The organism is Pseudomonas sp. AF32 (assembly GCF_022342325.2).
Taxonomy (GTDB): domain Bacteria; phylum Pseudomonadota; class Gammaproteobacteria; order Pseudomonadales; family Pseudomonadaceae; genus Aquipseudomonas; species Aquipseudomonas uvaldensis.
Genome location: NZ_RQJK02000029.1, coordinates 52,177 through 79,115, shown reverse-complemented (window position 1 = coordinate 79,115; position 26,939 = coordinate 52,177). Strand labels below are relative to the sequence as shown.

General features: G+C 61.0%; 27 protein-coding genes, 1 tRNA gene and 1 pseudogene. 19 read left to right on the top strand and 10 right to left on the bottom strand.

From position 1 onward, the window contains the following. Positions 1-123: 123 nt before the first annotated feature. Genes EGM97_RS23515 through EGM97_RS23500 form a run of 4 tightly spaced genes read right to left on the bottom strand, consistent with a single transcriptional unit; the run spans position 124 to position 4,182 of the window. The gene (locus EGM97_RS23515; protein WP_232775523.1) at positions 124-1,164 is read right to left on the bottom strand and encodes an AbrB family transcriptional regulator; all 1,041 of its coding nucleotides are present in this window, start codon (positions 1,162-1,164) and stop codon (positions 124-126) included. Beyond that, a complete protein-coding gene (locus EGM97_RS23510; protein ID WP_238964252.1) occupies positions 1,157-2,671 on the bottom strand; it encodes a tripartite tricarboxylate transporter permease in 1,515 nt (504 codons plus the stop codon). The genes EGM97_RS23515 and EGM97_RS23510 overlap by 8 nt, the downstream gene beginning before the upstream one ends. Before the next feature lies 1 nt (position 2,672). Then, on the bottom strand, positions 2,673-3,134 hold the full coding sequence (locus EGM97_RS23505) for a tripartite tricarboxylate transporter TctB family protein (protein WP_238964251.1): 462 nt from the start codon (positions 3,132-3,134) through the stop codon (positions 2,673-2,675). A gap of 55 nt (positions 3,135-3,189) precedes the next feature. Then, positions 3,190-4,182, bottom strand: a complete 993-nt coding sequence (locus tag EGM97_RS23500) for a Bug family tripartite tricarboxylate transporter substrate binding protein (RefSeq protein ID WP_053155928.1) — start codon at positions 4,180-4,182, stop codon at positions 3,190-3,192. Positions 4,183-4,591: 409 nt separating this feature from the next. Here EGM97_RS23500 and EGM97_RS23495 point away from each other — a divergent pair, with 409 nt between their 5' ends. Continuing rightward, complete coding sequence (locus tag EGM97_RS23495; protein WP_053155924.1) at positions 4,592-5,263, top strand: response regulator; 672 nt, start codon at positions 4,592-4,594, stop codon at positions 5,261-5,263. Continuing rightward, positions 5,256-6,647 (top strand): sensor histidine kinase, encoded by a 1,392-nt coding sequence (locus EGM97_RS23490; RefSeq protein WP_238964250.1) that lies wholly within the window; start codon positions 5,256-5,258, stop codon positions 6,645-6,647. The genes EGM97_RS23495 and EGM97_RS23490 overlap by 8 nt, the downstream gene beginning before the upstream one ends. A gap of 75 nt (positions 6,648-6,722) precedes the next feature. On the opposite strand, the gene EGM97_RS23485 is transcribed toward EGM97_RS23490, so the two are convergent. Beyond that, positions 6,723-7,544 carry an HDOD domain-containing protein gene (locus EGM97_RS23485; RefSeq protein ID WP_238964249.1) on the bottom strand — a complete coding sequence of 274 codons (822 nt, stop codon included), beginning with the start codon at positions 7,542-7,544 and terminating at the stop codon, positions 6,723-6,725. Positions 7,545-7,579: 35 nt separating this feature from the next. Beyond that, positions 7,580-8,521: a CAF17-like 4Fe-4S cluster assembly/insertion protein YgfZ gene (gene ygfZ / locus EGM97_RS23480; RefSeq protein WP_238964248.1), complete on the bottom strand. Its 942-nt coding sequence runs from the start codon at positions 8,519-8,521 to the stop codon at positions 7,580-7,582. 150 nt (positions 8,522-8,671) lie between these two features. On the opposite strand from ygfZ, the gene EGM97_RS23475 reads away from it, so the two are divergent. After that, the gene (locus tag EGM97_RS23475; protein ID WP_238964247.1) at positions 8,672-8,926 is read left to right on the top strand and encodes an FAD assembly factor SdhE; all 255 of its coding nucleotides are present in this window, start codon (positions 8,672-8,674) and stop codon (positions 8,924-8,926) included. Further along, positions 8,910-9,362: a protein YgfX gene (locus EGM97_RS23470; RefSeq protein ID WP_238964246.1), complete on the top strand. Its 453-nt coding sequence runs from the start codon at positions 8,910-8,912 to the stop codon at positions 9,360-9,362. The genes EGM97_RS23475 and EGM97_RS23470 overlap by 17 nt, the downstream gene beginning before the upstream one ends. On the opposite strand, the gene nadB is transcribed toward EGM97_RS23470, so the two are convergent. Further along, on the bottom strand, positions 9,331-10,947 hold the full coding sequence (gene nadB, locus EGM97_RS23465) for an L-aspartate oxidase (protein ID WP_238964245.1): 1,617 nt from the start codon (positions 10,945-10,947) through the stop codon (positions 9,331-9,333). The genes EGM97_RS23470 and nadB overlap by 32 nt on opposite strands. A 554-nt stretch (positions 10,948-11,501) precedes the next feature. Between nadB and rpoE the strand changes: the two genes are divergently transcribed. The 4 genes from rpoE (at position 11,502) to EGM97_RS23445 (ending at position 15,320) form a co-directional block, all read left to right on the top strand. Further along, positions 11,502-12,083, top strand: coding sequence for an RNA polymerase sigma factor RpoE/AlgU (rpoE, locus tag EGM97_RS23460; RefSeq protein WP_003172477.1), 582 nt, complete (start codon positions 11,502-11,504; stop codon positions 12,081-12,083). 30 nt (positions 12,084-12,113) lie between these two features. Further along, entirely contained in the window at positions 12,114-12,701 is a 588-nt protein-coding gene (locus tag EGM97_RS23455) for a sigma-E factor negative regulatory protein (protein ID WP_238964244.1), read from the top strand. Positions 12,702-12,712: 11 nt separating this feature from the next. Then, positions 12,713-13,657 (top strand): MucB/RseB C-terminal domain-containing protein, encoded by a 945-nt coding sequence (locus tag EGM97_RS23450; RefSeq protein WP_238964243.1) that lies wholly within the window; start codon positions 12,713-12,715, stop codon positions 13,655-13,657. Positions 13,658-13,892: 235 nt separating this feature from the next. Beyond that, the gene (locus EGM97_RS23445) at positions 13,893-15,320 is read left to right on the top strand and encodes a DegQ family serine endoprotease (RefSeq protein ID WP_053155897.1); all 1,428 of its coding nucleotides are present in this window, start codon (positions 13,893-13,895) and stop codon (positions 15,318-15,320) included. A gap of 214 nt (positions 15,321-15,534) precedes the next feature. On the opposite strand, the gene EGM97_RS23440 is transcribed toward EGM97_RS23445, so the two are convergent. Beyond that, entirely contained in the window at positions 15,535-16,968 is a 1,434-nt protein-coding gene (locus EGM97_RS23440; protein WP_238964242.1) for a M48 family metalloprotease, read from the bottom strand. Positions 16,969-17,065: 97 nt separating this feature from the next. Here EGM97_RS23440 and EGM97_RS23435 point away from each other — a divergent pair, with 97 nt between their 5' ends. After that, a complete protein-coding gene (locus tag EGM97_RS23435) occupies positions 17,066-17,305 on the top strand; it encodes a sulfurtransferase TusA family protein (RefSeq protein ID WP_053155891.1) in 240 nt (79 codons plus the stop codon). A gap of 30 nt (positions 17,306-17,335) precedes the next feature. Continuing rightward, entirely contained in the window at positions 17,336-18,406 is a 1,071-nt protein-coding gene (locus EGM97_RS23430) for an AI-2E family transporter (protein ID WP_238964241.1), read from the top strand. 121 nt (positions 18,407-18,527) lie between these two features. Here EGM97_RS23430 and EGM97_RS23425 read toward each other — a convergent pair whose 3' ends face one another. Beyond that, positions 18,528-19,001 carry a peroxiredoxin gene (locus tag EGM97_RS23425; RefSeq protein ID WP_238964240.1) on the bottom strand — a complete coding sequence of 158 codons (474 nt, stop codon included), beginning with the start codon at positions 18,999-19,001 and terminating at the stop codon, positions 18,528-18,530. Between the two features lie 10 nt (positions 19,002-19,011). After that, the gene (locus tag EGM97_RS23420; RefSeq protein ID WP_053155883.1) at positions 19,012-19,572 is read right to left on the bottom strand and encodes a glycine cleavage system transcriptional repressor; all 561 of its coding nucleotides are present in this window, start codon (positions 19,570-19,572) and stop codon (positions 19,012-19,014) included. Between the two features lie 318 nt (positions 19,573-19,890). On the opposite strand from EGM97_RS23420, the gene dapA reads away from it, so the two are divergent. The 9 genes and pseudogenes from dapA to EGM97_RS23375 all read left to right on the top strand — a co-directional run bounded on the left by dapA (position 19,891) and on the right by EGM97_RS23375 (position 26,938). Continuing rightward, positions 19,891-20,769 (top strand): 4-hydroxy-tetrahydrodipicolinate synthase, encoded by an 879-nt coding sequence (gene dapA, locus EGM97_RS23415; RefSeq protein WP_238964239.1) that lies wholly within the window; start codon positions 19,891-19,893, stop codon positions 20,767-20,769. 17 nt (positions 20,770-20,786) lie between these two features. After that, positions 20,787-21,902, top strand: coding sequence for an outer membrane protein assembly factor BamC (gene bamC, locus EGM97_RS23410; RefSeq protein ID WP_238964238.1), 1,116 nt, complete (start codon positions 20,787-20,789; stop codon positions 21,900-21,902). 4 nt (positions 21,903-21,906) lie between these two features. Further along, positions 21,907-22,665 carry an MBL fold metallo-hydrolase gene (locus tag EGM97_RS23405; RefSeq protein ID WP_238964237.1) on the top strand — a complete coding sequence of 253 codons (759 nt, stop codon included), beginning with the start codon at positions 21,907-21,909 and terminating at the stop codon, positions 22,663-22,665. Positions 22,666-22,692: 27 nt separating this feature from the next. Beyond that, the gene (gene purC, locus EGM97_RS23400) at positions 22,693-23,406 is read left to right on the top strand and encodes a phosphoribosylaminoimidazolesuccinocarboxamide synthase (protein WP_030141208.1); all 714 of its coding nucleotides are present in this window, start codon (positions 22,693-22,695) and stop codon (positions 23,404-23,406) included. Positions 23,407-23,489: 83 nt separating this feature from the next. Then, positions 23,490-23,579 (top strand) — tRNA-Ser (locus tag EGM97_RS23395). A gap of 100 nt (positions 23,580-23,679) precedes the next feature. Further along, positions 23,680-24,372 carry a tRNA (adenine(22)-N(1))-methyltransferase gene (locus tag EGM97_RS23390; protein ID WP_238964236.1) on the top strand — a complete coding sequence of 231 codons (693 nt, stop codon included), beginning with the start codon at positions 23,680-23,682 and terminating at the stop codon, positions 24,370-24,372. Positions 24,373-24,477: 105 nt separating this feature from the next. Next, positions 24,478-25,296, top strand: a pseudogene (locus EGM97_RS23385) (HAMP domain-containing protein); the annotation flags it as partial. Positions 25,297-25,365: 69 nt separating this feature from the next. Next, a complete protein-coding gene (locus EGM97_RS23380) occupies positions 25,366-26,154 on the top strand; it encodes a methyl-accepting chemotaxis protein (protein WP_477788858.1) in 789 nt (262 codons plus the stop codon). A gap of 13 nt (positions 26,155-26,167) precedes the next feature. Then, the gene (locus EGM97_RS23375; RefSeq protein ID WP_238964234.1) at positions 26,168-26,938 is read left to right on the top strand and encodes a phytanoyl-CoA dioxygenase family protein; all 771 of its coding nucleotides are present in this window, start codon (positions 26,168-26,170) and stop codon (positions 26,936-26,938) included. Position 26,939 lies beyond the last annotated feature (1 nt).

Here is a 26,939-nt window from a genome sequence, read left to right as displayed (position 1 = left end):
GGAGGAGGGGCGAAATCTCCCACAGTCTGTACTGCGGCTAACAGTCAGAATCGAGCCTTGTCCCTCCTCCTCCCTTCAAGTCCTACCATACAAGCGAGCCTGCTCGCGATGAAAACAAGATGGTTAAAGGTCAGAACCCGGCCTGCGAATCCAATACCTGAACAACGGTTCTGCCAGGAACAGCACGAACAACAGCCGCATCACCTGCAGTGCCGTCACCAGTGGCACCGACAATTGCAGCGTCTCTGCCGTCAGGCTCATCTCCGCAATGCCGCCGGGCATCATGCCCAGTGTCAACGAGCGCAGATCCAGATGGGTCAAGGTGCTCAGGCCCAGGGCCGCCAGGGTGGCGATCAGCATCGTCAACACCGTGCCGATCAAGGTTCGCCCCATGAACGAGGGCGCCCGACGAAAGAATTGGCGGTTGAAGTGGCAGCCCAGGCCACTGCCGATCAGCCATTGGCCGATCTGGCTGCCGCCATTGGGCAGGCTGATGTGCAGGTCCCAGGCGATACTTGCCACCGCGCTCACCAGCAAAGGCCCGAACAACCACGGGTTGGGTTGACGCAGGCGCTCCCAGATCCAGGCGAGCAGGGCGCCGGCGGGAAACAACGCGGCCAGCCACAGCCAGTCCACGGTGGTGGCGTGTTGCAGCGGGGCGCCTTCGCCCAACAGGTACTTGAACGCCGCCGGCACGCACAGCACCACCACCAGTACACGCAGGCTCTGGCCCGCGGCGACGCGGCTCAGGTCTGCGCCATTGCGCGCGCCGAGATTGACCATTTCACCGGAACCGCCCGGCATGCTGGAGAAAAAAGCGGTGGCGCGATCCTCGCCGGTGCGGCGCATCAGCCAGACACTCACCACGCTGGACACGCTGGTGATCAGCGCGCCGAAGAAAATCAGCCCGAAATGACTCAGGACCTGTTCCATCACCACGGGCGTGAAGTGCAGGCCAATACCGATGCCCACCACCCATTGGCCGCATTTGCGGCCGCCGGGGATTTCCGCCAATTGCCATGGGGTCAGGCAACGCACCAGGATGATCGCCAGCAACGAGCCGACCATCCACGGCAAAGGCCAGCCGATCAGGCTGGCCAGGTAACCGCCGGCCAGGCCGACCAGCGGTGTTCCCCACCATTGTCTGAAAGTCGCTTCAGACATTGGCCAAGGCGCGACGTTGTGCGGCGCGACGGCGCCAGATCCGTAGCAGTGGCATGAGCAGCATGATAGCCGTCAGTACCCAGCAGCCGAAGGCGATCGGGCTCGACCAGAGGATTTCCAGCCCGCCGTTGGAGATCGACAACGCACGACGCAGGTTCTGTTCCATCAGGCCGCCGAGGATGAAGCCCAGCAGCACTGGCGACAGTGGGAAGTCCAGCTTGCGCAGGATGTAGCCGAAGATGCCGATGCCAATCATCAGGAACAGGTCGAACGTGGTGGCGTGCACCGCGTAGACGCCGATGCCGGTGATGATTGCGATTACTGGTACCAGGGCCCAGTTCGGCACGGCCAGGATACGAGTGAAGACACGAATCATCGGGATGTTGAGGATCACCAGCATGATGTTGGCGATGAACAGCGACGCGATCAGGCCCCAGACAATGTCCGGCTGCTGCTGGAACAACAGTGGACCCGGGGTGATGTTGTACAGCGACAATGCGCCGATCATCACTGCCGTGGTACCCGAACCAGGCACGCCAAGGGTCAGCATCGGCACCAGTGCACCGCAGGCGGCACCGCCGATGGCCGTTTCCGGGGCGGCGAGACCGCGCTTGTCTCCTTGGCCGAACGTACCACTGGCGCCAGCGATGCGTTTTTCAGTCATGTAGGCCACGGCGCTGGCCAGGGTTGCACCGGCTCCTGGCAGCACGCCCATGATGAAGCCGAGCACGCCGCAACGCAGGTTCACGATGAAGACCGATGCCGCCTCCTTGAAGTTGAACATCATCCGCCCGGTGGCTTTCACCGCTTCCTGGCCGTGATGAGTCTTTTCCAGCATCAACAGGATTTCACTGATGGAGAACAGGCCCAGGACCAGTACGACGAACTGAATGCCGTCGGCCAGATGAACGTTGTCACCGGTGAAACGGTACACACCACTGTTGGCATCGATCCCGACTGCCGACAGGAACAGGCCGATCAACGCTGCAATGAACGTCTTGAGCGGTCGGTCGCCCGCCATGCCTCCGAGGCAGACAATGGCGAAGACCATCAGGACAAAATATTCCGCCGGTCCGAAGGCAATCGCCCACTTGGCCAGCAAGGGCGCAAAGAGCACCATGCCGCAGGTGGCGATGAAGGCGCCGATGAACGAACTCCATGCCGACAGGGACAATGCCACCCCGGCCAGGCCCTGGCGTGCCATCGGATAGCCGTCGAGGGTGGTCATCACGGTGGACGCTTCACCGGGAATATTGAGCAGGATCGAGCTGATGCGCCCGCCGTATTCGCAGCCCAGATACACCGCGGCCAGCAGGATCAGTGCCGATTCAGGCGGCAGGCCCAGGGCGAAGGCGATGGGGATCAGCAGCGCCACGCCATTGATCGGGCCCAGGCCCGGCAACAGGCCGACCACGGTGCCGATCAGGGTGCCGGTCAGTGCGGTGACGAGGTTATAGGGCGTCATGGCAACGCCGAAACCCTGGCCAAGATAATTCAGGGTATCCATATCAGTTCTCCAGGACGTCGAGCAGGCCCAGGGGCAGGGGGACGTCCATCAACTTGTCGAACAACAGATAAAGACCAAGGGCCATCAGGCTGATGATCACTACGCTCGGGATCCAGCGACCGCCATACAGGCGGGCCATCGGCACGCCGACCAGAATGCTGGCGAGGATGAAGCCCAGGGGCTCGAAGGTGCCGGCGAATATCAGCAGCAGCGCCACGCAGATGCCGATCTTCTTCAGGGTTTCACGGTCCAGCTGCCGGTCTTCATCGCTGTGCACGATGGGGGCCGGACGGAACACCATGTACAGCAATGCCGCGCCCATCAGCCCCAGCATCAGCAGGGGAAAGGCGCGCGGGCCGACAGGCTCGTAGGAAAACGCTGCCTGATACGGCCAGGCCATCAGCGCGAGGCCGATGCAGACCAGCAGTAGCACCGCAGCAAAAATTCGTTGGATGGTGAGCATGACTAACTCCTGGGCGGCGCCGGTGATGCCGGCGCCGCCACGTGAACAGAGACGGTTACTGGATCAGGCCGAACTCTTTGGCCAGTACCTTGTAATCAGCCACTTGCTTCTTCACGTAGGTGTCCAGTTCCGGACCGGTCATGGCAAACGGGAACAGTTCGCGCTGGTCGCGCAGCTTGGCGAAGTCTTCGGAGGCCAACAGTTTGTCGAAGGACTCTTTCCACCAGGCGTAGTCTTCGTCACTGACCTTTGGCCCCAGGTAGAAACCGCGTACTACCGGCCAGACGATGTCGTAGCCTTGCTCGCGGGCGGTGGGGATGTCTTTCATCTCCGGCTCGTCGATGCGCTTCTCGGCGAACACCGCCAGCAGACGCATGTCGCCGCTCTGGATGTGCGGCATGGAGTCGGAGATGTCGGTACTGCCGACCTGAATGTGACCACCCAGCAGGGCGGTAGCGATTTCACCGCCGCCTTCGAGGGCCACGTAGCGCAGGTCGCGAGGGTTGATGCCGGCGGCCTTGGCGATCAGGGCGGTTTGCATCCAGTCCTGGCTGCCTACGGTGCCGCCGGAACCGATCACCACTGAACCGGGGTCTTTCTTCAGGGCCTGGACCAAGTCATCGAGGGTCTTGTAGGGCGAATCGCTCTTCACTGCGATGGCGCCATAGCTGGTACCGACGGCGGCCAGCCAGCGCACTGCGCTTTCATCGAAACGGCCGAATTTGCCTTGGGCCAGGTTCAACAGTGAACCACTGGACCAGGCCACCAGCGTGCCGGCATCGGCGGGGCGCTGGGCGACCACTGCGTTGTAGGCTACCGCGCCAACACCGCCCGGCATGTAGGTGACGCGCATCGGCTTGGTCAGCAGCTTCTCGTTGACCAGGGCGCTTTGCGCCAGCTTGCACGTCAGGTCGAAGCCACCGCCAGGGGAGGCCGGGGCGATGCATTCAGGGCGCTTGGGCTCTTTGGATGGATCAGCGGCAAGCAATTGTCCGGCGAACACCAGGCAACCGGCGGCCATGGCAATTTTACGCAGTGATGGGCTCATTATTGTCTCCAGAGGAGTTGTTGTTGTGTGTGTAGCAAATCGGGCGCATGGGGCCGCTCAGCCTCGCAATGCGTGGCGGCTCGACGTCATGAATGTGGTATGTGCAAGGTGCGCTTGCCGGCAAGATCGGCAGGAGCGGGAAGGCATCTTGGCCTGGAGCTGCATGGAGAGCATGGTGAATACTCCGCTTTATTGTTCTTATGGGGCGAAAACGCTTCGGGGCGTTTTTCGTTCGCATCGTGTGGCGCGACAGGCAGTCGGAAACTGTCCTTGCAAGACTTTATCGGCCTAACCTTTCGCTAACCTTTCAAAAGCTTTCAAGGTGTTTTTTGGCTTCACAGCACCGGATGCGGCTGTAAACTCCGCGCCAGTGAATGGCGCCGGCCGTCCCTGAATCGAGGAAAAACCCATGCGTGTTCTGCTCGTCGAAGACCATCTGCAGCTCGCCGAAAGCGTTGCCCAGGCGCTCAAGAGCACCGGTCTGACCGTGGATGTGCTGCACGACGGAGTCGCTGCCGATCTGGCGTTGAGCAGCGAGGAATACGCCGTGGCGATCCTGGACGTGGGACTGCCACGCATGGATGGCTTTGAAGTGCTGGCGCGTTTGCGGGCCCGGGGCAAGACATTGCCGGTCCTGATGCTGACCGCCCGCAGTGACGTGAAGGATCGGGTTCATGGCCTGAATCTCGGTGCCGACGATTATCTGGCCAAGCCTTTCGAGCTCAGCGAACTCGAAGCTCGGGTGAAGGCCTTGCTGCGCCGCAGCGTGCTGGGTGGTGAACGCCAGCAGCGTTGCGGAGCGTTGATCTACGACCTCGACACCCGCCGCTTCACCCTCGACGACGAACTGCTGACACTGACCTCCCGCGAGCAAGCCGTGCTGGAGGCGCTGATCGCCCGGCCAGGGCGGGTGATGAGCAAAGAGCAACTGGCGGCCCAGGTGTTCGGCCTCGATGAAGAAGCCAGCCCCGACGCCATCGAAATCTATGTTCACCGCCTGCGCAAGAAGCTCGACGGGCATGCCGTGGCGATCGTGACTTTCAGGGGGCTGGGCTACCTGCTGGAAAACCGCGATGCATAGGCCCGACAGCCTGCGCTGGCGGCTGCTGCGCAACCTGGCACTGCTACTGGTGGTGCTGATGCTTGCCAGCGGCCTGAGTGCCTACTGGAATGGCCGCGAAGCCGCCGATACCGCTTATGACCGGACCCTGCTGGCCTCGGCCAGGACGATCGCCGCCGGCCTGTCCCAGCGCGACGGCAGTCTCAGCGCGGATGTGCCTTACGTGGCCCTGGACACCTTCGCCTACGACAGCGCCGGGCGGATTTACTATCAGGTCAATGACATCCATCAGAAGCTGATTTCCGGTTACGAAAATCTTCCCGGCCCGCCGCCCGGTACGCCCCGCACCGACGATTACCCCGCGCTGGCACGCTTCTATAACGCCCGCTACCAGGGCCAGAGCGTGCGCGTGGTGAGCCTGCTCAAAGCGGTGAGCGAGCCGAACATGAACGGCATGGCGGAAGTCCGCGTAGCGGAAACCGAGGAGGCGCGCGTCAGGATGGCCCGCAGCCTGATGGCCGATACACTGTTGCGCCTGGGCATGCTGGCCGTGGGGGCATTGCTGTTGGTGTGGTTTGCGGTCAGCGCCGCGTTGCGCCCGCTGGAGCGTCTGCGAACGGCAGTGGAAGAGCGCCAGCCGGACGACTTGCGACCTTTGCCGCTGGTGGAGGTGCAGCACGAATTATGGCCGCTGGTGCGTGCGCTCAACCATTTCACCGAGCGCCTGCGTGGGCAATTCGAGCGTCAGGCGCAGTTCATCGCCGATGCCGCTCACGAACTACGCACGCCCCTGGCGGCGCTCAAGGCGCGGCTTGAGTTGGGTTTGCGCGCCAGCGAGCCGGCGACCTGGAGGCAAACCCTGGAAACCGCTGCCCAGGGTACCGACCGATTGACCCACCTGGCCAACCAGTTGTTGTCCCTGGCGCGAGTGGAAAATGGGGCCCGGGCCATCGCCGAAGGCGGTGCGCAGTTGCTGGACCTCAGTCAGTTGGCCCGAGAGCTGGGCATGGCCATGGCGCCGCTGGCTCATGCCCGGGGCGTGGCCTTGGCGCTTGAGGCTGATGAACCGGTCTGGCTGCGAGGTGAGCCGACCTTGTTGAACGAGCTGTTGAGCAACCTGGTAGACAACGCCCTGGCCCATACGCCGTCAGGGGGCAACGTGATCCTGCGGGTTGCCGCGCCGGCGGTGCTGGAAGTCGAGGACGACGGGCCGGGCATTCCACTGCATGAGCGGGATCGGGTCTTCGAGCGCTTCTATCGACGCAACCAGCAAGTCGCCGGTTCCGGCCTGGGATTGGCGATCGTGGGTGAAATCTGCCGTGCCCATCTGGCGCAAATCAGTCTCCATGACGGGCAGGAGCGCGGATTGAAAGTGCGGGTCAGTTTTATTCCCGGTTCAGACTGACAGTCGCTATCGCGGGCAAGCCTTGCTGCCGCAGATATCGATACCTGTGGGAGCGGGGCTTACCCGCGATGCTCTTCAGTAAAACATCGACCGCGCTTCTTCAATGTCGGCGCAGCGGTTCTTGTTGTCCGGGTCGATGCCGAGTTTCTTGAAAGCCGGGACCCTGAACACGTCAATCCTGCCGAGAGGATGATCGGTGTCCTTGTAGCAATACAGGGCGGCAACTTGCACCAGGTCGACATAATCAAGGTGCTTCGACTCCCGTGCGAAATCCAGGTAGAGGCCCGGCAGTTTCACCAGCCTTTCCGGAAACTCCCAGACGCTGAGCAGTTTGTCTCCCAGTATTGGGTGGATGGTGTCGATGACATGGCTGAGGCTGACCGGGTCTGACAGCAATTCGTTGTGGTCTTCGGCGTATGTCAGGATCGGCAACACGCCGATCTGGTGCACCAGGCCGCCCAAAGCAGCCTGATCGGGCTTGAGTTGTGTATAACCACGGCACAGCGCGTAACTGATGCCGGCGATCTCCAGGCTTTTGCGCCAGACTTCGCGCATTTTCTGTTCCACCACCTCGGAGCGGGCATGGAAGATCTGCTCCATGACCAGGCCGATAGCCAGATTACTGCTGTAGTTGACGCCCAGCCGGGTGATGGCGGTGTGCAGGTCAGTGACTTCCTGGGTGGCGCGCAGCAGCGGGCTGTTGACCACTTTTATCAGACGCGCCGAAAGCGCCGTGTCACGGCCGATCACCTTGCTCAGGTTGCTGACGCTGATCTCCGGGTCTTCCGCGGCCCGGCGAATTTGCAGGGCCACTTCCGGTAATGTCGGCAGAACCAGGTCATCGTTATCGATGGCCTCCACCAAATCCCGCAGGACCTTATCCGCCAAATCGCTCATTTCGGTTCTCTAGGGTGTTGCGACAAATGCTGCGATCAGCGCTGGATCTCGCGGTCGCGGTCCAGTTCGTAAGGCAGGTCCAGCAACTGCAGCGCCGGGCCTTCCAACGCGCCAAGGTGTACATCGCCTTCTTCTGCTGCTTCGGCCTGTAACACCGCCAGCAGTTCAATGTTTCGCTCGGCCCGTGCGGCAATGACCACTTCGCCGATGGAGCTGCCATGCAGCGGAGAGAACAAGGGGGTGCCGGCTTCTGGCAATTCGCTGGCGTCCAGTTGCAGTCGATACAGGCGTCGCTTGAGCTTGCCCAGGTACTGCATGCGGGCAACGATTTCCTGCCCGGTATAGCAGCCCTTCTTGAAGCTCACGCCACCGACGGCTTGCAGGTTGAGCATCTGGGGGATAAACAGTTCGCGGGTGGCCGGCATGACCTGGCCAATGCCCGCACGGATCTGGCCCAGCAGCCAAGGGTTCAGGTCGGCCTCGGCCAGTTCCTCGCGCAACCGGGCTTTGAGGGTATCGGCTTGTTCGGCCGGAGCCCACAGCTCGGCGCGACCGGGGGAGACGCGAATGGCGATCAGGGATTCATGCCGGGTCACGCTGTCGACATCGGCCGGTAGGTCGAGGCCCAGTCCCGCGAGCGCCGTGTCGGCATTCTCCAGGCCGAAGCGAACCCAGGCAGCGCTTTCGTCGGTGAGCCTGGCTTTGGAAAACACCGCGTACTTCTTCAGATCCGTCAATTGCGGCTCGAGCAGTTCGGTAGCCATCGCCATCAGGGCGCCGTCGCCTTGAAGTACGATGCGAAAGCTCGATTGCATCCGGCCTTTCTGGGTGCAGCGGGCGCCGAGGCTGGCCCGCTCGTCGCTCAGGTAATTGAGATTGCAGGTCAACTGGCCCTGCAGGAATTTACTGGCGTCCACGCCGCGAACCGCGAGAACGCCTTCGTGGGACAGGGTGCAGAAAAAAACGGAATCAGCCATGAGTCATCGCAGGATAAAAAAGTCTGACGGACATCATAAGGGGGCGCCCTTGAAATGGGTAGTTCACAAAGGATTGGTGGTGCCCGACCAAAGCCGTCTGTTCCGCCGCGACCGTGCCTGTATACTTGCGCTCTATTTGAGGAGCGCTCCATGGTCGAAGATGTAGAACTGAATCGCCTCTACTGGCACAGCCGTCGCGGCATGCTCGAGCTTGACGTATTGCTGGTGCCATTCGTGAAAGAGGTTTATCCCCATCTTAATGAAGTGGACCGTGCGTGCTATGTCCGCCTGCTCGCGTGCGAGGATCAGGACATGTTCGGCTGGTTCATGGAACGCAGCGAGTCCGAAGACCCGGAGCTGCAGCGCATGGTCCGGATGATCCTGGACCGTGTCCAGCCGAAATAACCGCTTCGAATGCCGCTGGCAGGCCTCCAGGTTACTGCTGGTGGCCTATCTCCTGGCCCAGGTGTTCGCCCTGGGCTCGTTGCTGCTGATATCGGTCCCGGGCGGATTCGCAGTGCTTGGCGTTGCGCTGTGCCTGGCCCATGGCGCCTGGGCGATACCGCGCCATCTCTTGCTGAACCATCGCCAGGCCTTTCGTGGGCTGCGTCGTGATCCTGATGGCTGGTGGCTCTGGAACAGGGACAACGGCTGGCAGGCAGTGCAACTGTGTCCCGACAGTCTGGCGTTGCCACTTATCGTCGTGCTGCGTTTTCGCCTGAACGGTGAGCGGCGGATCCGCTCGATTTGCGTGCCCCGCGATGCGCAGGCGCCGGACGTGCATCGGCGCCTGCGCGTGCGGCTCAGGTTCAGTCGGCGTAGGTGGGCGGCACCAGGATAGTGTCCAGTGCCTCTGGCAGCAGGTTCGGGTAGTCGAGCGTGTAATGCAGCCCTCGGCTTTCCTTGCGCTCCATGGCTGAGCGGATCATCAGTTCAGCCACCTGGGCAAGGTTGCGCAGCTCGATCAGGTCGCGGCTGACCTTATAGTTGCTGTAGAACTCATCGATTTCATCCAGCAGCAGGCGCACCCGGTGCTGCGCCCGTTGCAGGCGCTTGTTGGTGCGCACGATGCCGACATAGTCCCACATGAAGCGCCGCAGTTCGTCCCAGTTGTGAGCGATGATCACGTCTTCGTCCGAGTCGGTGACCTGGCTGGCGTCCCATGAGGGCAGGGCCGCGGGCATGCCAACCTGCGGCAACTGCTCGAGGATGTCCGCCGCAGCCGAGCGGGCGTAGACAAAGCACTCCAGCAGCGAGTTGCTGGCCATGCGGTTGGCACCGTGCAGGCCGGTGAAGCTTGTTTCGCCAATGGCGTAAAGACCTGTCACGTCGGTGCGGCCGTGCTGGTCGACCATCACGCCGCCGCAGGTGTAGTGCGCAGCCGGCACCACTGGGATCGGTTGCCGGGTGATGTCGATGGAAAATTCCAGGCAGCGTTCGTACACCGTTGGGAAGTGGCTCTTGATGAACGCCTCGGGCTTGTGGCTGATGTCCAGGTAGACGCAGTCGATGCCCAGGCGCTTCATTTCATGGTCAATGGCCCGGGCGACAATGTCCCGTGGGGCCAGTTCGGCGCGCGGATCGAAGCGTTGCATGAACCGTTCGCCATTGGGCAGCTTCAGGTGGGCGCCTTCGCCACGCAAGGCCTCGGTGATCAGGAAGCTTTTGGCCAGTGGATGATAGAGGCAAGTGGGATGGAACTGGTTGAATTCCAGGTTCGCCACCCGGCAACCCGAGCGCCACGCCATGGCGATGCCATCGCCGCAGGCACCATCGGGGTTGCTGGTATAAAGGTAGACTTTTGCGGCGCCACCGGAAGCCAGGATCACGAAGCGGGCACCGTAGGTGTCGACTTCCCCGGTGCTACGGTTGAGCACGTAGGCGCCCAGGCAACGATCGCCGTCCAGGCCCAGGCGCTTTTCGGTGATCAGGTCGATCGCGACCCGCTGTTCCAGCAGTTCGATATTAGGCCGCTGCTGTGCCTGGGCCAGCAGAGTCTTGAAAATTGCCGCGCCGGTCGCGTCGGCGGCGTGGATGATGCGCCGATGGCTGTGACCGCCTTCACGGGTCAGGTGGAATTCGAAGCCACCGTCTTCGGTACCGGATGGTTTTCCACGGGTGAAGGGCACGCCTTGGTCGATCAGCCATTGGATGGCTTCCCGGCTGTGCTCGACTGTGAAACGTACCGCTTCAGGATTGCACAGGCCGCCGCCGGCGTTGAGGGTGTCGTCGACATGTGACTCGATGGTGTCGGTGTCATCCAGCACGGCGGCGACGCCGCCCTGGGCCCAGAATGTCGAACCGTTGGCCAGATCGCCTTTGCTCAGCACAGCGATGCGCAAATGCTGTGGCAATGTCAGGGCAAGGCTCAATCCGGCGGCACCGCTGCCGATTACCAGAACATCGTGTTGATACTGTTGGCTCATTCGAAAGGTTTCCGCTCAAAGCGACCCGGGTCGGGGTTGGCGCAAGACATCCGCTTCAACGGGTCAGGCAGCCACACAGCCCACTAGTATATAGAGGGGGGGATCGGCACAATAGCCGTGCATTCATGGCAATATGAAACCAATGTGACAAAAAGCGCTGCATGCTTCGTCGACGTACGGTGTCCGCGCAAGGGCGACAAGCCGGCCTTTCCAACGAAGGCGTCTGACGCGCAGCTCGCCTGGTGTTTGGTTTGAATGGCTACAAATAGTGGGAACTTTTGGCAAGCGACCAGGTTCAATAGACGGTTGTCTGCAGAAGGGAGCAGCGTCGGGCTGGTGCAGGATTTCGATTCGAATCTCTGCCGGCAGCCCCGGCGACAGATTATTCGCGCAGCCGGGGGAATCTCTGGCTGCGTTTTTCGTGCGTGCCGAGATCAGAGCGCGCCGGAAACTTGCTTTGAAGGGGGAGAACTTTTGCGAAAAGCCCGAGTCTATGTTTGCAAGCCCGGTCAATTAGTCATGCAAGCCTCCTTCGAGCTTATCGAGGAGTGTTCATGCTAACCCAGGAAGAGGATCAGCAGCTGGTCGAACGCGTTCAGCGCGGCGACAAGCGAGCTTTCGATCTGCTAGTGCTGAAATACCAGCACAAAATTCTCGGGTTGATCGTGCGGTTCGTGCACGACACCCATGAAGCCCAGGATGTCGCACAGGAAGCCTTTATCAAGGCATACCGCGCACTTGGTAATTTCCGCGGCGATAGCGCGTTCTATACGTGGCTTTACCGCATCGCCATTAACACGGCGAAAAACTATCTGGTTTCACGCGGCCGCCGGCCGCCGGATAGTGATGTGAGTTCCGAAGATGCGGAGTTCTATGATGGCGATCACGGCCTCAAGGACCTCGAATCACCGGAGCGAGCGTTGCTGCGGGATGAGATCGAAGGCACTGTCCATCGAACCATCCAGCAACTGCCCGAAGATTTGCGTACGGCTTTAACTTTACGTGAATTCGACGGTCTGAGTTACGAGGACATTGCAAGCGTCATGCAGTGTCCGGTGGGTACCGTGCGCTCCCGGATTTTCCGCGCTCGGGAGGCCATCGACAAAGCCCTGCAACCGTTGTTGCAGGAAAACTGAGACAGCGGCGACAGCCAAGAGAGGAACGCCATGAGTCGTGAAGCCCTGCAGGAATCGCTGTCCGCAGTGATGGATAACGAAGCGGACGAATTGGAATTGCGTCGGGTATTGAATGCCTTCGACGATGTTGAAACCCGTGAGACCTGGGCTCGTTACCAGATCGCCCGGGCTGTAATGCACAAGGACCTGCTGCTTCCGCGTCTGGATATCGCTGCGGCCGTTTCTGCTGCATTGGCTGATGAAGCCGTACCGGCGAAAGCTTCCCGCGGTCCATGGCGTAGCCTGGGTCGTCTGGCCGTTGCCGCTTCGGTTACCGTCGCCGTTCTGGCGGGTGTTCGTCTGTACAACCAGGATGAAATCGCGGGTGTACAAATGGCGCAACAATCCAACCAGCCAGGCCTCGCCGCGCCACAGGTCAAAGGGCCAGCGGTACTGGCAGGCTACAGTGAAGGTTCGGAAGCCGCCGGCCCGATGGTCAATGGTGTGCTGCAAGGCCAGCCAGGCTGGCATGACCAGCGTCTGCCCAGCTACCTGCGCCAGCATGCCCAGCAGGCTGCCCTGAAAGGAACCGAAAGCGCGCTGCCGTACGCTCGCGCAGCCAGCCTGGAAAATCGTTAAGGAAAGGACTCTTGCGCGCCATACCTCTATTCACGCTTCTGCTGGGTGGCTGGTGCGCTGTTCCAGCCTATGCCGATGAAGCTCAGGACTGGTTGAATCGTTTGAGCCAGGCCGAGCAACAGCAAAGTTTCCAGGGCACTTTCGTTTACGAGCGCAACGGCAGCTTCTCCACTCATAACATCTGGCATCGCGCCCAGGACGGTAAAGTCCGCGAGCGGTTGCTGCAGCAGGACGGTTCTGCACAGGAGGTCCTGCGTGTTGATGGGCGCACACAATGCGTCAGCGGTGCATTGGCACCGGGGCTGGGGAATGCTGAAGGCACTGCACGTGCGCTCGATCCGCAAAAACTCAAGAATTGGTACGAGCTTGCCGTAGTCGGCAGGTCGCGCGTGGCCGGGCGACCGGCTGTCATCCTCTCCCTGACGCCCAGGGACCAGCATCGATACGCTTTTGAATTGCACCTGGACAAAGAGACAGGCTTGCCGCTCAAATCCCTTTTGCTTAACGACAAGGGACAGTTGCTCGAACGGTTCCAGTACACGCGGTTGAACACGGTCGAGCCGTCGGAAAGCGAACTGCAGGCCAGCGCGGAATGCAAGGCGGTGACCCAGGGCGCTGGCAAATCCACCACAGCGAAAGCTGCCTGGCATTCGGACTGGCTTCCACCCGGCTTTGAATTGACTGGCAGTACCGTGCGCAAGGACCCGGACACCAATGTCCAGGTCAACAGCCTGATGTACGATGATGGGCTGGCCCGTTTCTCGGTGTTCCTGGAGCCCTTGAACGGTGCGACCGTCACCGATACCCGTACCCAGCTTGGGCCAACGGCCGCCGTTTCCCGTCGCCTCACGACGCCCCAGGGTGAAATGATGGTCACGGTGGTGGGTGAGATCCCCATCGGTACCGCCGAACGGATCGCGCTGTCCATGCGTTCTGACGCTACGGCGACTCAATAATGTGCTGCTTCGGTGGTTCGATCATGCGAGAGGCCAGTCAGGCCGGGGTTTGATCGAAATGCCGAAACTTCATGTCAGCATTTTAATTTGCAAATTTTTTGTTTTTTTTCTATTAGGTCAGAGCCGCTCGGCTCTGGCCTTGCCTGTTTTTCCGGAACCAAAATACCGGCGCCTTTTTCCAACCGGTATCTCTTGGTCCATATCGCTTAACCCTGCTCGTCGTAACGGGAGCCGTATGTCGATACCACGCTTGAAAACCTATCTGTCCATTTTCGCCACCGTGCTGGTGCTCGGTCAGGGCGTTCCGGCCATGGCGGCCGAGTTGCCCGACTTTACCCACCTGGTCGAGAACGCCTCTCCCGCAGTGGTGAACATCAGTACAACCCAGAAGCTGCCGGATCGCCGTGTATCGGACCAGCAGATGCCGGACCTGGAAGGTTTGCCGCCCATGCTGCGCGAGTTTTTCGAGCGTGGAATGCCACAGCCGCGTTCGCCTGGCGGTGGCCGTCAGCGTGAAGCGCAGTCCCTGGGCTCAGGTTTCATCATCTCTCCCGACGGCTACATCCTGACCAATAACCATGTGATCGCCGACGCCGACGAAATCCTGGTGCGCCTGGCCGATCGCAGCGAGTTGAAGGCCAAGCTGGTCGGTACCGATCCACGTTCCGACGTGGCGCTGCTGAAAATCGAAGGCAAGGACCTGCCGGTACTCAAGCTCGGCAAGTCCCAGGACCTGAAGGCTGGCCAATGGGTCGTGGCCATCGGTTCGCCGTTTGGCTTCGACCACACCGTGACCCAGGGCATCGTCAGTGCGATCGGTCGCAGCCTGCCGAACGAGAACTATGTCCCGTTCATCCAGACCGACGTACCGATCAACCCGGGCAATTCCGGCGGTCCGCTGTTTAACCTCGACGGTGAGGTGGTGGGTATCAACTCCCAGATCTACACCCGTTCGGGCGGATTCATGGGCGTGTCCTTCGCGATTCCGATCGATGTCGCCATGGACGTGTCCAACCAGCTCAAAAACGAAGGCAAAGTGAGTCGTGGCTGGTTGGGTGTTGTCATCCAGGAAGTGAATAAAGACCTGGCCGAGTCCTTCGGGCTGGAGAAACCGGCCGGTGCGCTGGTGGCGCAGATTCAGGAAGGTGGCCCGGCTGCCAAGGGCGGCCTGCAAGTCGGTGACGTGATCCTGAAGCTCAACGACCAGCCCATTATCATGTCCGCGGACCTGCCTCATCTGGTGGGCGCATTGAAGGCCGGTGCCAAGGCCAACCTGGAAGTCATTCGCGAGGGCAAGCGCAAAAACGTTGAGTTGACCGTCGGTGCCATCCCAGAGGAAGGCGCGGAGTTGGACCCACAGATCAAGTCCGGCGTCGAGCGCAGCAGCAACCGCCTGGGTGTGGCGGTGGTCGAGCTGACGCCAGAGCAGAAAAAAGCGTTGGAGCTGCAGGGCGGCGTAGTCATCAAGGAAGTGCAGGACGGTCCGGCCGCCCTGATTGGTCTGCAGCCAGGCGACATCATCACGCACCTGAACAACCAGGCCATCAGCTCTGCCAAGGAGTTCACCGATATCGCCAAGGCGCTGCCGAAGAATCGCTCGGTGTCGATGCGAGTCCTGCGTCAGGGTCGTGCGAGCTTCATCACCTTCAAACTGGCCGAATGACCGGTTAGTGGGTCAAGGAAAAACCGCCTCGAAAGAGGCGGTTTTTTTTATGCGTGGCGGAAGTAGCGCCTGCGGATAGAGTGACCAGCACATAACCCCTGTGGGAGCGAGCCTGCTCGCGATAGCAGTGAATCAGTTAGCGATGATGGTGACTGATTCACCGCTATCGCGAGCAGGTCTCGCTCCCACAGGGGGCGCGAAACTTCGGCCTTCCTCAGCCCATCATGTCCTTGACCATGCGCTCCTGCTCCATCAGTTCTCGTTGACGGGCATCGATGCGTGACGACAGGGGGAAGTTGGTGCCGGCCCGCCGCTTGGCGAAGTCCAGTTGCTGGATGGCCTGACGGTAGTCGCCCACCAGGGCGAAGTATTCGGCACGGGCCTGGTGCAAGCCGATAATGTTGCCCGACAGTCCGCGCGTCTCGGCCACCATGTACCAGACGTCCGGATCGTAAGGGCGCGTCTTGAGCAACGTTTCCAGGGCTTTCTCCGCATCGACAGGGCGGTTCTGCTTGAGCAGCAGGTCGACGCGCACTTGATTGAGCGGGTAGTTGGCGGGGTACAGGCTCAGCATCCGCTCCACGCGGGACTGGGCCTCCGGCAGTCGGTTGCTGGTGATGTCCAGATCTACCTGGGCCAGGTTGTAGATGATCTCGTTAGGTGATTTTGCCAGCAGCGGCTTGAGGTTCTCTCGCGCTTCGTTCAACTGGCCGCCCTTGATCTGCGCAATCGCCAGGCCATAACGGGCCACATCGTTCTTCGGGTTTTCATCCAGTTGCGCGCGGAAGCGCTTGGCGCCCAGGCCAGGGGTTTCTTCGTAGATCAACTGGACCCGTGCACGGATCAACTGATAGCGCATGCTGTCTTCGATGCCGCCCGGCCTGGCTTGTTCGGCACGGTTGCGGGTGTCGGCGATCCGGGACTCGGTCACCGGGTGAGTCAGCAGGAATTCCGGTGGCCTGGCGTCGAAGCGGTACTGGCGCATCAGGCGCTCGAACATGGTCGGCATCGAACGTGGATCGTAGCCGGCCTTTTCCAGGTTCATGATGCCGATGCGGTCGGCTTCCTGCTCGTTCTGGCGCGAGAAGCGCCGTTGCTCTTGAATGGCAGCTGCCTGGGTCCCGGCGATGGCTGCGATCCCCGCATCTCCGCCGCCGGCAGCGGCGATCACGATACCGGTCAGAAGCGCCGCCATCATCGGCACCTGCATGCGTTGCTGGGCTTCGACGCCGCGGGCAAAGTGGCGTTGCGACAAGTGCGCCAGTTCGTGGGCCATGACCGAGGCGTATTCGCCTTCGGTCTGGGCGTTGAGGAACAAGCCGCCATTGACCCCGACGATTCCGCCGGGGGCGGCGAAAGCGTTGAGCTGGGGACTGTTGATCAGGATGAATTCCAGGCGCCGGTCATTGACCTGGCTGGTTTCCACCAGCTTGTAGACGCTGGATTCAACGTAATCCTTGAGTTGTGGGTCATTGAGCTGAGAAACCTGGCTGCGCAGCAGGGCCAGCCACGCGCGACCCAGTTGGTGTTCCTGTTCTGGCGAAACGATGGCAGAACTGGCATCGCCAAGTGACGGCAGGTCGTCGGCGAAGCCCGGTGAGGCAAGCAGGCAAGCGAGCGTCAGCAGGGTGGGGCGCAGAAAGGTCATGCACGGGGCCTTTGTCGACAAAGATCCTACTGTAGCCGGACACCGGGCTCGGGACCAGATATTCTAGGTCGCCCAGAGACCCGCCCGGAGTGAACCGATGACCGATGCTGTTGACCATGACGCCGAACTGGACGCCAGCGGCCTGAACTGTCCGTTGCCGTTGCTCAAGGCCAAGCTGGAGCTCAATCGTCTCTCCAGCGGCGCGGTGCTCAAGGTCATCGCCACGGATGCAGGCTCGCAACGCGATTTCCGCACCTTTGCCCGGCTCGCCGGTCATACGCTGCTGCATGAAGAGGACGATAACGGCGTCTACCGTTACTGGCTGAAGAAAGCCTGAAAAAAAGACCGTGCTCGTTAAGGATTTTTAATGTTCAAAGTGTTACGTGACTGGTTCCAGCGCTACTTCTCCGATGAAGAGGCTGTGGTGCTGGCCGTCCTGCTGTTCCTGGCTTTCACGGCCATCCTGACCCTGGGCGGCATGCTGGCGCCGGTGCTGGCGGGGATGGTGCTGGCCTACCTGATGCAAGGTCTGGTCACCACGCTGGAGCGCCTGCGGTTGCCCGGAACCGCAGCGGTCGGGTTGGTGTTTGCCTTGTTCATGGGCCTGTTGGTGGTGTTTATGGTGGTCATCGTGCCACTGCTCTGGCATCAGCTGGTGACCTTGTTCAACGAACTCCCCGGGATGCTTGCCAAATGGCAGTCTCTTTTATTGCTGCTCCCCGAGCGTTATCCGCACCTGGTATCCGATGAGCAGGTGCTGCAGACCATCGAAGTGGTGCGCGGGCAGATTGGCAAGTTCGGCCAATGGGCGCTGACGTTTTCGCTGTCCAGCTTGCCGTTGCTGGTGAACATCATGATCTATCTGGTGCTGGTGCCGATCCTGGTGTTTTTCTTCCTGAAGGATCGGGAGATGATCGGCCGCTGGGTGCGTGGCTACTTGCCCCGCGAACGGGCGTTGATTACCCGTGTGGCCCAGGAAATGAATCGCCAGATCGCCAATTACATCCGCGGGAAGGTCATCGAGATTTTTATCTGCGGTGGCGTGACCTATATCGGCTTTATCGCCCTGGGGCTCAATTACGCGGCGTTGCTGGCTTTGCTGGTGGGCATTTCGGTGGTGGTGCCGTATGTCGGGACCGTGGTGGTGACCGTGCCGGTGGCATTGATTGCGCTGTTCCAGTGGGGCTGGAGCGACCAGTTCATCTATCTGATGGCGGTCTATGGGATCATCCAGACGCTGGACGGCAACGTCCTGGTGCCGTTGCTGTTCTCCGAGGCGGTGAACCTGCATCCGGTGGCAATTATCTGCGCAGTGCTGTTGTTCGGCGGGTTGTGGGGGTTCTGGGGCGTGTTCTTCGCGATCCCCCTGGCGACGCTGATCAAGGCGGTGCTGGATGCATGGCCGAGCAAGGAGCCGGCGGTGGCGCCGCTGTTGTAACTTGGGTGAAGCTGATGGCCTCATCGCGAGCAGGCTCGCTCCCACAGGGTTTTGCGAACGCCGCAAATCCAATGTGGGAGCGAGCCTGCTCGCGATAGGGCCTGGCAGACAATAAAGAACCTCAGGCCTTATTGAGCGCCTGGGCCGCCGCCAGCACGGCATCCACATGCCCGGGCACTTTCACGCCACGCCATTCCTGGCGCAGCACGCCGTCCTTGTCGATCAGGAACGTGCTGCGGTCTACGCCCAGGTATTCCTTGCCATACAGCTTTTTCAGCTTGATCACATCGAACAGCTGGCAGACGGCTTCGTCCTTGTCGCTGATCAGCTCGAACGGGAATTGTTGCTTGCACTTGAAGTTCTCGTGGGACTTGAGGCTGTCCCGGGAGACCCCGAACACTTCGGTGTTGGCGGCCTTGAACTGTGCGTATTGATCGCGAAAACCCTGGCCTTCGGTGGTGCAGCCCGGAGTGCTGTCCTTGGGATAGAAGTAGATCACCACCTGCTTGCCTTTCAGGGCAGCAAGGCTGACGGTCTGCCCGCTGGTGGCGGGCGCCTGGAAATCGGTAACCGGCTGGTCGACGGCAACGGCCATGAATGCTTCCTTACATGGGGTTTTGTGGGCGCCACGGTTCGATCAGGGCGTCCAGGTTCATCGCATCGGCGAAGTCCAGGAACTGATCGCGCAGCCAACTGATCTGGGTGCCGGCCGGCAGCGTCACGGTGAACGTGGCGTTGAGCATCGTGCCGCCGGTCTGCGGGGCCTGATAGGTGTCGCAGGTCAGGTTTTCCAGTTCGACGTGATGGTCCATGAAGAACTGGCACAGCTCGTTGATGATGTCCGGGCGGTAGGCCGAACTCACGTAAGCCACGTAGGGCAGGGCCTGTGGGCGGTTTTCCAGCGCGGCGCTGCGCACCACGTTGACAGTGAAGGCATATTTCTTGGCCAGCACTGGCAGGCTGCCCTCCAGGCGGGCCAGGGCGTCCCAGCTGCCGGAGACTTCAAGCACGAGCGCACTGCATTCGCCATGACGGGTCAGGCGTGAAGTCACGACGGCGCAGCGGTTTTCATGGCTGGCGCGGCACAGGACGTTAGTCAGCTCCATGGGGTTGGCGCCAAGGGCACTGATAACAAGGAATTGTTCGCGGACTGTGGGGGTGGACATGCAGCATTCCTAAAGCGATGAGCGGTCGGTACCTTTTAGTCTCTCGGCACGGTGCCCGACCTGCAGAAACCGAACGACTCAAGCCCTGTGCCTGGGGTTGCGCTGTATTCCGTAATGACGGAAATGCACCAGGGCAAACGCAGGCATGGGGCTTGTGGCGACGAAAACGGAGGCTGGGAACCGGCATATGGGCTGACCGGTACCGATCAAAGTCTGAAGGGTAGCGAAAACCATCGCCCAGGGGAATGGGAGTTCGCTTGTACAAGCATCTTGGCGCCAGTACCATTACGGCTCTCTTTTTCCGGCAGGAGCGGTTTCATGATTGCGGGCAGTATGGTGGCGTTGGTCACACCCATGGATGCACAAGGGCGTCTTGATTGGGTCAGCCTCAGCAAACTCGTGGACTTCCACCTTGAAAACGGTACCCATGCCATCGTCGCCGTCGGCACCACCGGCGAATCGGCGACCCTCGACGTCAACGAACATATCGAAGTCATCCGGGCCGTGGTCAAGCAGGTCGCCGGACGCATTCCGGTGATCGCCGGCACCGGCGCCAATTCGACCCGTGAAGCGGTGGAGCTGACCCGCAACGCCAAGGAAGCCGGTGCCGATGCCTGCCTGCTGGTCGTTCCGTACTACAACAAGCCGACCCAGGAAGGTTTGTACCAGCACTTCAAGCACATTGCCGAAGCGGTCGACATCCCGCAAATCCTCTATAACGTTCCCGGCCGCACCTCCTGCGACATGCAGGCCGAGACCGTGATTCGTCTTTCCACCGTTCCGAACATCATCGGCATCAAGGAAGCCACCGGCGACCTCAAGCGTGCCAAGGCCATCCTCGATGGCGTGGACAAGGATTTCATCCTGCTGTCCGGTGATGATCCAACGGCGGTCGAGCTCATCCTGCTGGGTGGCAAGGGCAACATCTCCGTCACCGCCAACGTCGCGCCCCGGGAAATGGCCGATATGTGCGAGGCAGCGCTCAAGGGCGACGCGACGACGGCACGGGCCATCAACGAAAAACTGATGCCGTTGCACAGGGACCTGTTCATCGAAGCCAACCCGATTCCGGTGAAATGGGCGCTCGTGGAAATGGGCCTGATGCACGAAGGTATTCGCCTGCCACTCACCTGGCTCAGCAATGCCTGTCAAGAACCGCTGCGGCAGGCCATGCGCCAGTCCGGCGTCCTGGTTTAATTGAGGAAGTACACCGCATGAAGCGAATTGCCGGACTTTCCGCACTTGCCTTGATTATCTCCAGCACCAGTGGCTGTGGATGGATCTGGGGCCCGGAAGGTTATTTCCGCGATCGGGGTAGCGATTACCTGAACGCGCAACAGACCGCACCGATGCAACTGCCGCCGGATGTCCACGTCGCCAAGCGCCTGGATCCGCTGCTGCCGATTCCACGTAACGTGGCGGATGACAGCGTCAAGGGCGAGTACGTCGTCCCTCGTCCGCAACCGCTGTCGGCCATGGCCGATGCCAGCGATTACACCTTGCAGAAAAGCGGCGATACGCGCTGGGTCATGGCCCAGCATCCGCCGGCCGAAGTCTGGCCCGTGGCGATCCAGTTCTTCCAGGACAACGGTTTCCGCATCGACGAGCAGCGCCCGCAAACCGGCGAGTTCACCACCACTTGGCAACACGCCGATGAATTGTCTGCCGCCGTGGGCAAGCGCCTGAGCGCAGCCGGTGTCGCCAGCGACAGCGAATCCCGCGTGCGGGTGCGTATCGAGCCGGGCGTGCAGCGCAACACCAGTGAAATCTACGTAGTCAGCGCCGAGCGTCCCGCCGGCAGCACCGCCGACGTGGCCTTCACCAACCGTTCGGTCAATACCGGCCTCGACGCCGCGCTGGTGGACGACATGCTCGCCAGCATGAGCCGCTCCGCCGAACAGGGCGGTTCGGTCTCGATGCTGGCTTCCCGGGATTTCGACACGCCGAGCCGCGTCAGCCTGAGCGAAGACGGCAGCGGTAACCCGGTCCTCAACGTCGGCTCCGATCTGGATCGTGCATGGTCCAGCGTAGGTCGTGCGCTGGAGCAGGGCGAATGGCGAGTTGAAGACATCAACCGCAGCCTGGGCCTGTACTACATCAACCTCGCCGAAAAAGCCGAGAAGAAAGACGAGAAGCCTGGCTTCTTCAGTGGTCTGTTCGGCAGCAAGCCGGACAAGGAAGAAATCGAGGCTCGTGCCGAACGTTATCAGGTTCGCCTGAGCAAAGTGGGCGAGAACGTCCAGGTAACGGTCGAGAAGAACATCAACACCGTGGCGCCGGCCGATGTGGCCCGCAAGGTGTTGAGCGTCATTCAGGATAATCTGGGCTGATCCGATGCGTTTTGCCGTTCTCGGCAGCGGTAGCCAAGGGAACGGCACGCTGGTCGCCAGCGCCGGCACGTATGTGTTGGTCGATTGTGGTTTCTCGTTGCGGGAAACCGAGAAGCGCCTGCTGCGCCTGGGTGTGCATCCGGCGCAATTGAGCGCGATACTCGTGACTCACGAACATGCTGACCACGTGCATGGCGTGGGGTTGCTGTCTCGGCGCTACAATCTGCCGGTCTACCTCAGCCGTGGCACGTTGGGTGGCCTGCGCAAGCCCCTGGAGCCCGCCGGTTTCGTGGCGGGTGGCGGGCAACTGCGCATAGGTGCTCTGGATATCAGCGTGGTGAGCGTGGCCCATGACGCCCGCGAACCGACACAGTATGTGTTCAGTGACGGTGAGCGGCGCTTCGGCCTGTTGACCGACCTGGGCTCGTATTGCGACAGGGTCATGGACAGTTACCGGGACCTCGATGCATTAATGATCGAGTCCAACCACTGTCGCGACATGCTCGCGAGTGGGTACTACCCGTACTTCCTCAAGCAGCGGGTAGGCGGGGAGCGCGGACATTTGAACAACCATCAGGCGGCGTACCTGGTGGCCGAGTTGGGCTGGCAGGGCCTGCAACACCTGGTCCTGGCCCATCTGAGCAGCAAGAACAACCTGCCGCAGCTGGCCCGGCAATGTTTTGTCGACACCCTCGGGTGCGACCCGGACTGGCTGCAACTGGCCGATCAAGATTCAGGGCTCGACTGGCGACACATCGCCTAGCCCACTACTTAGCAAGCGGAGCCCATCATGGAAAAACGTGAAGAACTCTACCGCGGCAAAGCCAAGTCGGTTTACAAGACCGATGACGCCGACCGCTTGATCCTGCTGTTTCGCAACGATACTTCGGCGTTCGACGGCAAGCGCATCGAACAGCTCGACCGCAAGGGCATGGTGAACAACAAGTTCAATGCCTTCATCATGCAGAAGCTCGAAGCGGCCGGTGTGCCGACCCAGTTCGACAAACTGCTGGGCGATAACGAATGCCTGGTCAAGAAGCTGGACATGATCCCGGTCGAGTGCGTCGTGCGTAACTACGCCGCCGGCAGCCTGGTCAAGCGTCTGGGTGTGGAAGAGGGCATGAAGCTCAACCCTTACACCTTCGAACTGTTCCTGAAGGACGACGCCAAGGGCGACCCGTTCATCAACGAATCCCACGTCGTGGCGTTCGGTTGGGGCACCGCCGAGCAACTGGCACGCATGAAGGAGTTGTCCCTCAAGGTCAACGACGTGCTGACCAAACTGTTCGACGACGCCGGCCTGCTGCTGGTGGACTTCAAGCTCGAGTTCGGCGTGTTCAGCGATGGCTCCATCGTCCTGGGTGACGAATTCAGCCCGGACGGCTGCCGTCTCTGGGACAAGGACACCAAGAAGAAGATGGACAAGGACCGCTTCCGCCAAGGCCTCGGCGATGTGATCGAAGCCTACGAAGAAGTCGCCCAGCGCCTGGGTGTACCGCTGTAATCGACGCAAGCATCTGATAGCACGGAAAAAAATTCGCTCGGGGGTTCGCTTCCGGCGAATGTGCTGGTATGATGCGCGCCACTGGAGAGATGCCGGAGTGGCCGAACGGGACGGATTCGAAATCCGTTGTACTGGCAACAGTACCTAGGGTTCAAATCCCTATCTCTCCGCCACTATTGAACACGTCTAAGCCCCTGAAATGGTTGAACATTTCAGGGGCTTTTTCGTTTCCGGGGTTTCGTCAGGTCACATTTTGATGAAAAGAGGCAACCGTTGAACGAACAGACATTGTCCATGCGCCTTGAGCGCGTAGCCGCGTATGTACCCGCGGGCGCGCGCCTGGCCGATATCGGTTCGGATCATGCTTACCTGCCAGTGGCACTGATGCGCCGAGGGATCATTTCAATGGCAGTGGCCGGTGAGGTGGCGTTGACGCCGTTTCGTTCGGCTGAACGCACCGTGCGTGAGAACGACCTGGAACAGCAGATCATCGTGCGCCTGGCCAATGGCCTGGCGGCCATCGAGCCGGGGGACGAGATCACGGCGATCAGCTTGTGTGGCATGGGCGGCGAGACGATTCGAGACATCCTGGACAGCGGCAAGTCGCGCATGAGCGGTCAGGAGCGGCTGATCCTGCAGCCTAACGGTGGTGAGCGGCCGCTGCGCCAATGGTTGATGAAGAATGACTACCGCATCCTCTTCGAGGACGTGCTGCGGGAAAACCGCTTCGACTACGAAATCATCGTCGCCGAGCGCGACGGGCCGGTGACGTACACCGCCGAGGAGCTGTACTTCGGTCCGCTGCTGATGCAGGCCCGCAGTCCGGCGTTCCTGCTCAAATGGCAACGCCTGCTGCGCCTGAAGGAAAAGACGCTGGTCCGCCTTGCCAAGGCGCAAGCCGTGCCCAGGGAGACGGTGGAGGACATCGCCCGGCAGGTTCGGTGGATCGAGGATTTATTGGCCTGAAGACAGTAGAAATAACGTTCTGGGGCGAGAAAAGTCAGATCATCCAGTGCTCAGTGACATGTCACTTCTTTGTGACAATTGGACTAATGGTCTATAGCTCAAAGCATGTCTGCCGATAGGCAAGTCAAATCCCGTACAAGGAGTGACCCCATGCAGTTCTTCGCCGACTTGGGCTTTCGCTGGAAGATCGCCCTGCCAGTCGCTTTCCTGGCTCTGCTGCTGGTGCTGATGGGGTGGTCGGGCATGCGAGGCATCGATCAGGTAACGGATTCCAGCACACGCTTGACCAAGCGTTATCTGCCGGCCATCAGCCTGTTGCTCAATGCCGACCGTGATCTCTACCAGGCGTTCGTGGCCGAGCGCAGTCTGCTGGCGGGTAATGCGGGCGATCATGCGCAAGCGCTGCGCACCAGCCATGCCGAAAACCTGAAGCAAGCCTATGACCGCGTGCACAAGTATGCCGCGATGCAACCGGGTGCCGAGGCGCAAGTCTTGGTCAAGCAGTTCGATGACAGCTATGCACAGTGGTCGCAGGTTTCGCGCCGGGTGGTCGAGCAGGCCGAAAGCAATCTACAGGCGGCCAGCGCTTTGAGTTTCGGTGATAGTGAACGCCAGTTCGATACCATGCGCGACGCCATCGACAAGTTGGGCGAGCTGGAAGACCAGGCTTCGAACCAAGAGGGGCAGGCGGCGATTGACCATGGCGAGGCGGTAGGCGTGCAGCAGGGGGGTATTCTGTTGGTCGGCCTGTTGGGCTGCATCCTGCTGGTGGTGGTCCTGCCGCTGGTGGTGTTGACGCCGATGCGTCGGTTGCTGCACCGCGTCGAGCAGATTGCGGAGGGGGGCGGCGATCTGAAAGGGCGCCTTGAGGTCCGTTCGGCTGACGAGTTGGGGCAGTTGGGCGGCGCCTTCAATCGTTTCCTCGACAAACTTCAGCCTCTGATTGCCGAGGTTGGTCGAGTGACGGGCGAGGTCGATGCAGCGGCACGTACCATGGCCAGCATGGCCGCGACCAACGATCGACTGATCAGCAGCGAACATGCGGCGCTCGATCAAGTCAGCACGGCCGCGACCCAGATGAGTGCGGCCGTGCATGAGGTGGCCCATAACGCGGTGAGTGCGTCGGACGCTGCGCAGCAAGCCAGCAGCCAGTCCCGCAATGGCACCGAAGTGGTCAGCAGCACCATCGAATCGATCCGTCAACTGGCCCTTGAGGTGGAAAGCGCCTCGGACACCATCGAGGCGCTGGCTCAGGAAACCTCCAGTATCGGCGCGGTGCTCGAGGTGATTCGCGGTATTGCCGAGCAAACCAACCTGCTTGCGCTGAACGCAGCCATCGAGGCCGCACGGGCCGGTGAGCAGGGCCGTGGCTTCGCTGTTGTGGCCGATGAGGTGAGAGCCCTGGCGGCGCGTACCCAAGACTCGACCAAAGACATCCAGGTTCGTATCGAACGATTACAAAGCGGCGTCTCGAAGGCTGTGCAAGCCATGCAGGTAGGCAGCAGCAAAGCCCGCGACAGTGTCGAGCGCGCTGCCGGTGTCGATCAGGTACTCAGCGGCACCAGCGGTTCTATACAGCGAATCAACGATATGGCGGCGCAAATTGCCAATGCCTGCGAAGAACAGAGCAGTGTGACCGAGGAGATTGCGCGCAATATCTCCGACATCCGCGACCTGTCCAACGAGGCGGCGGAGAACTCCGCCCAGAGCATGCAGGCCAGCCAGCAGCTCTCCAGTCTGTCGAGGAATCTGGCCGAATTGACTGGCCGCTTCCGCGCCTGAGTTGGACGCGAACGTGACCACACCCAACTCCCCATCGGCGCTCATCCAAGAGCGCCTTCGAGCCTTGCATGGGGACGGTTACGTTCTGTTGCCTGCTGTGCTGAGCCCTGCGCAGATCGCCAGTCTGCGTCAGGCAATCGATCACCTCACACCCATGCACTGGGACTACAGCGGCGTCATCGACCACTACAAATGTGTCTTCAATCGCGACCCGTTGTGGCTGCCATTTCTGGATATGGACGGGGTGATCGAGCTGGCCGAAGCTGCGCTGGGGGATGATTGTCACATCATCGGCCAAACAGCCTGGCGCTGCCATCCCGGTTTCGTCGGGGCTCCGTTGCACGTGGATTATCTGGCGATGGCATTGCCGCCGGGCCTGCTCGCGGATCCAGCCTTCGAGCTGCCGATGCAGATTGTCACCGCACAGTTTTATCTGGATGACATCGATGCCGATTTGAGCCCAACGCGTGTCATTGCTGGCAGCCATCGGGCGGGGCGGGCGCCTATGGCGGGTGAGACGCAATGGGCGGGACATTCTGCGCAGCCGGTCTTATGCAAGGCGGGCGACGTGCTGGTGCTGCGTAGCGAGTTGTGGCATGCGGGCAGTGACAACCGGACCACCGATCGCACCCGTTACCTGCTGCAAGTGCATTATGGCCGGCGTATGGTCGCGCAGAAGTTTTCGCCTTACTTGCACTGGCAGTTCAACCCTGTCGTCCTGGCTGCCGCAACACCTCGCCAGCGGCGCCTGTTGGGCGATCATCGTGAAGCGGAATACGATTGAC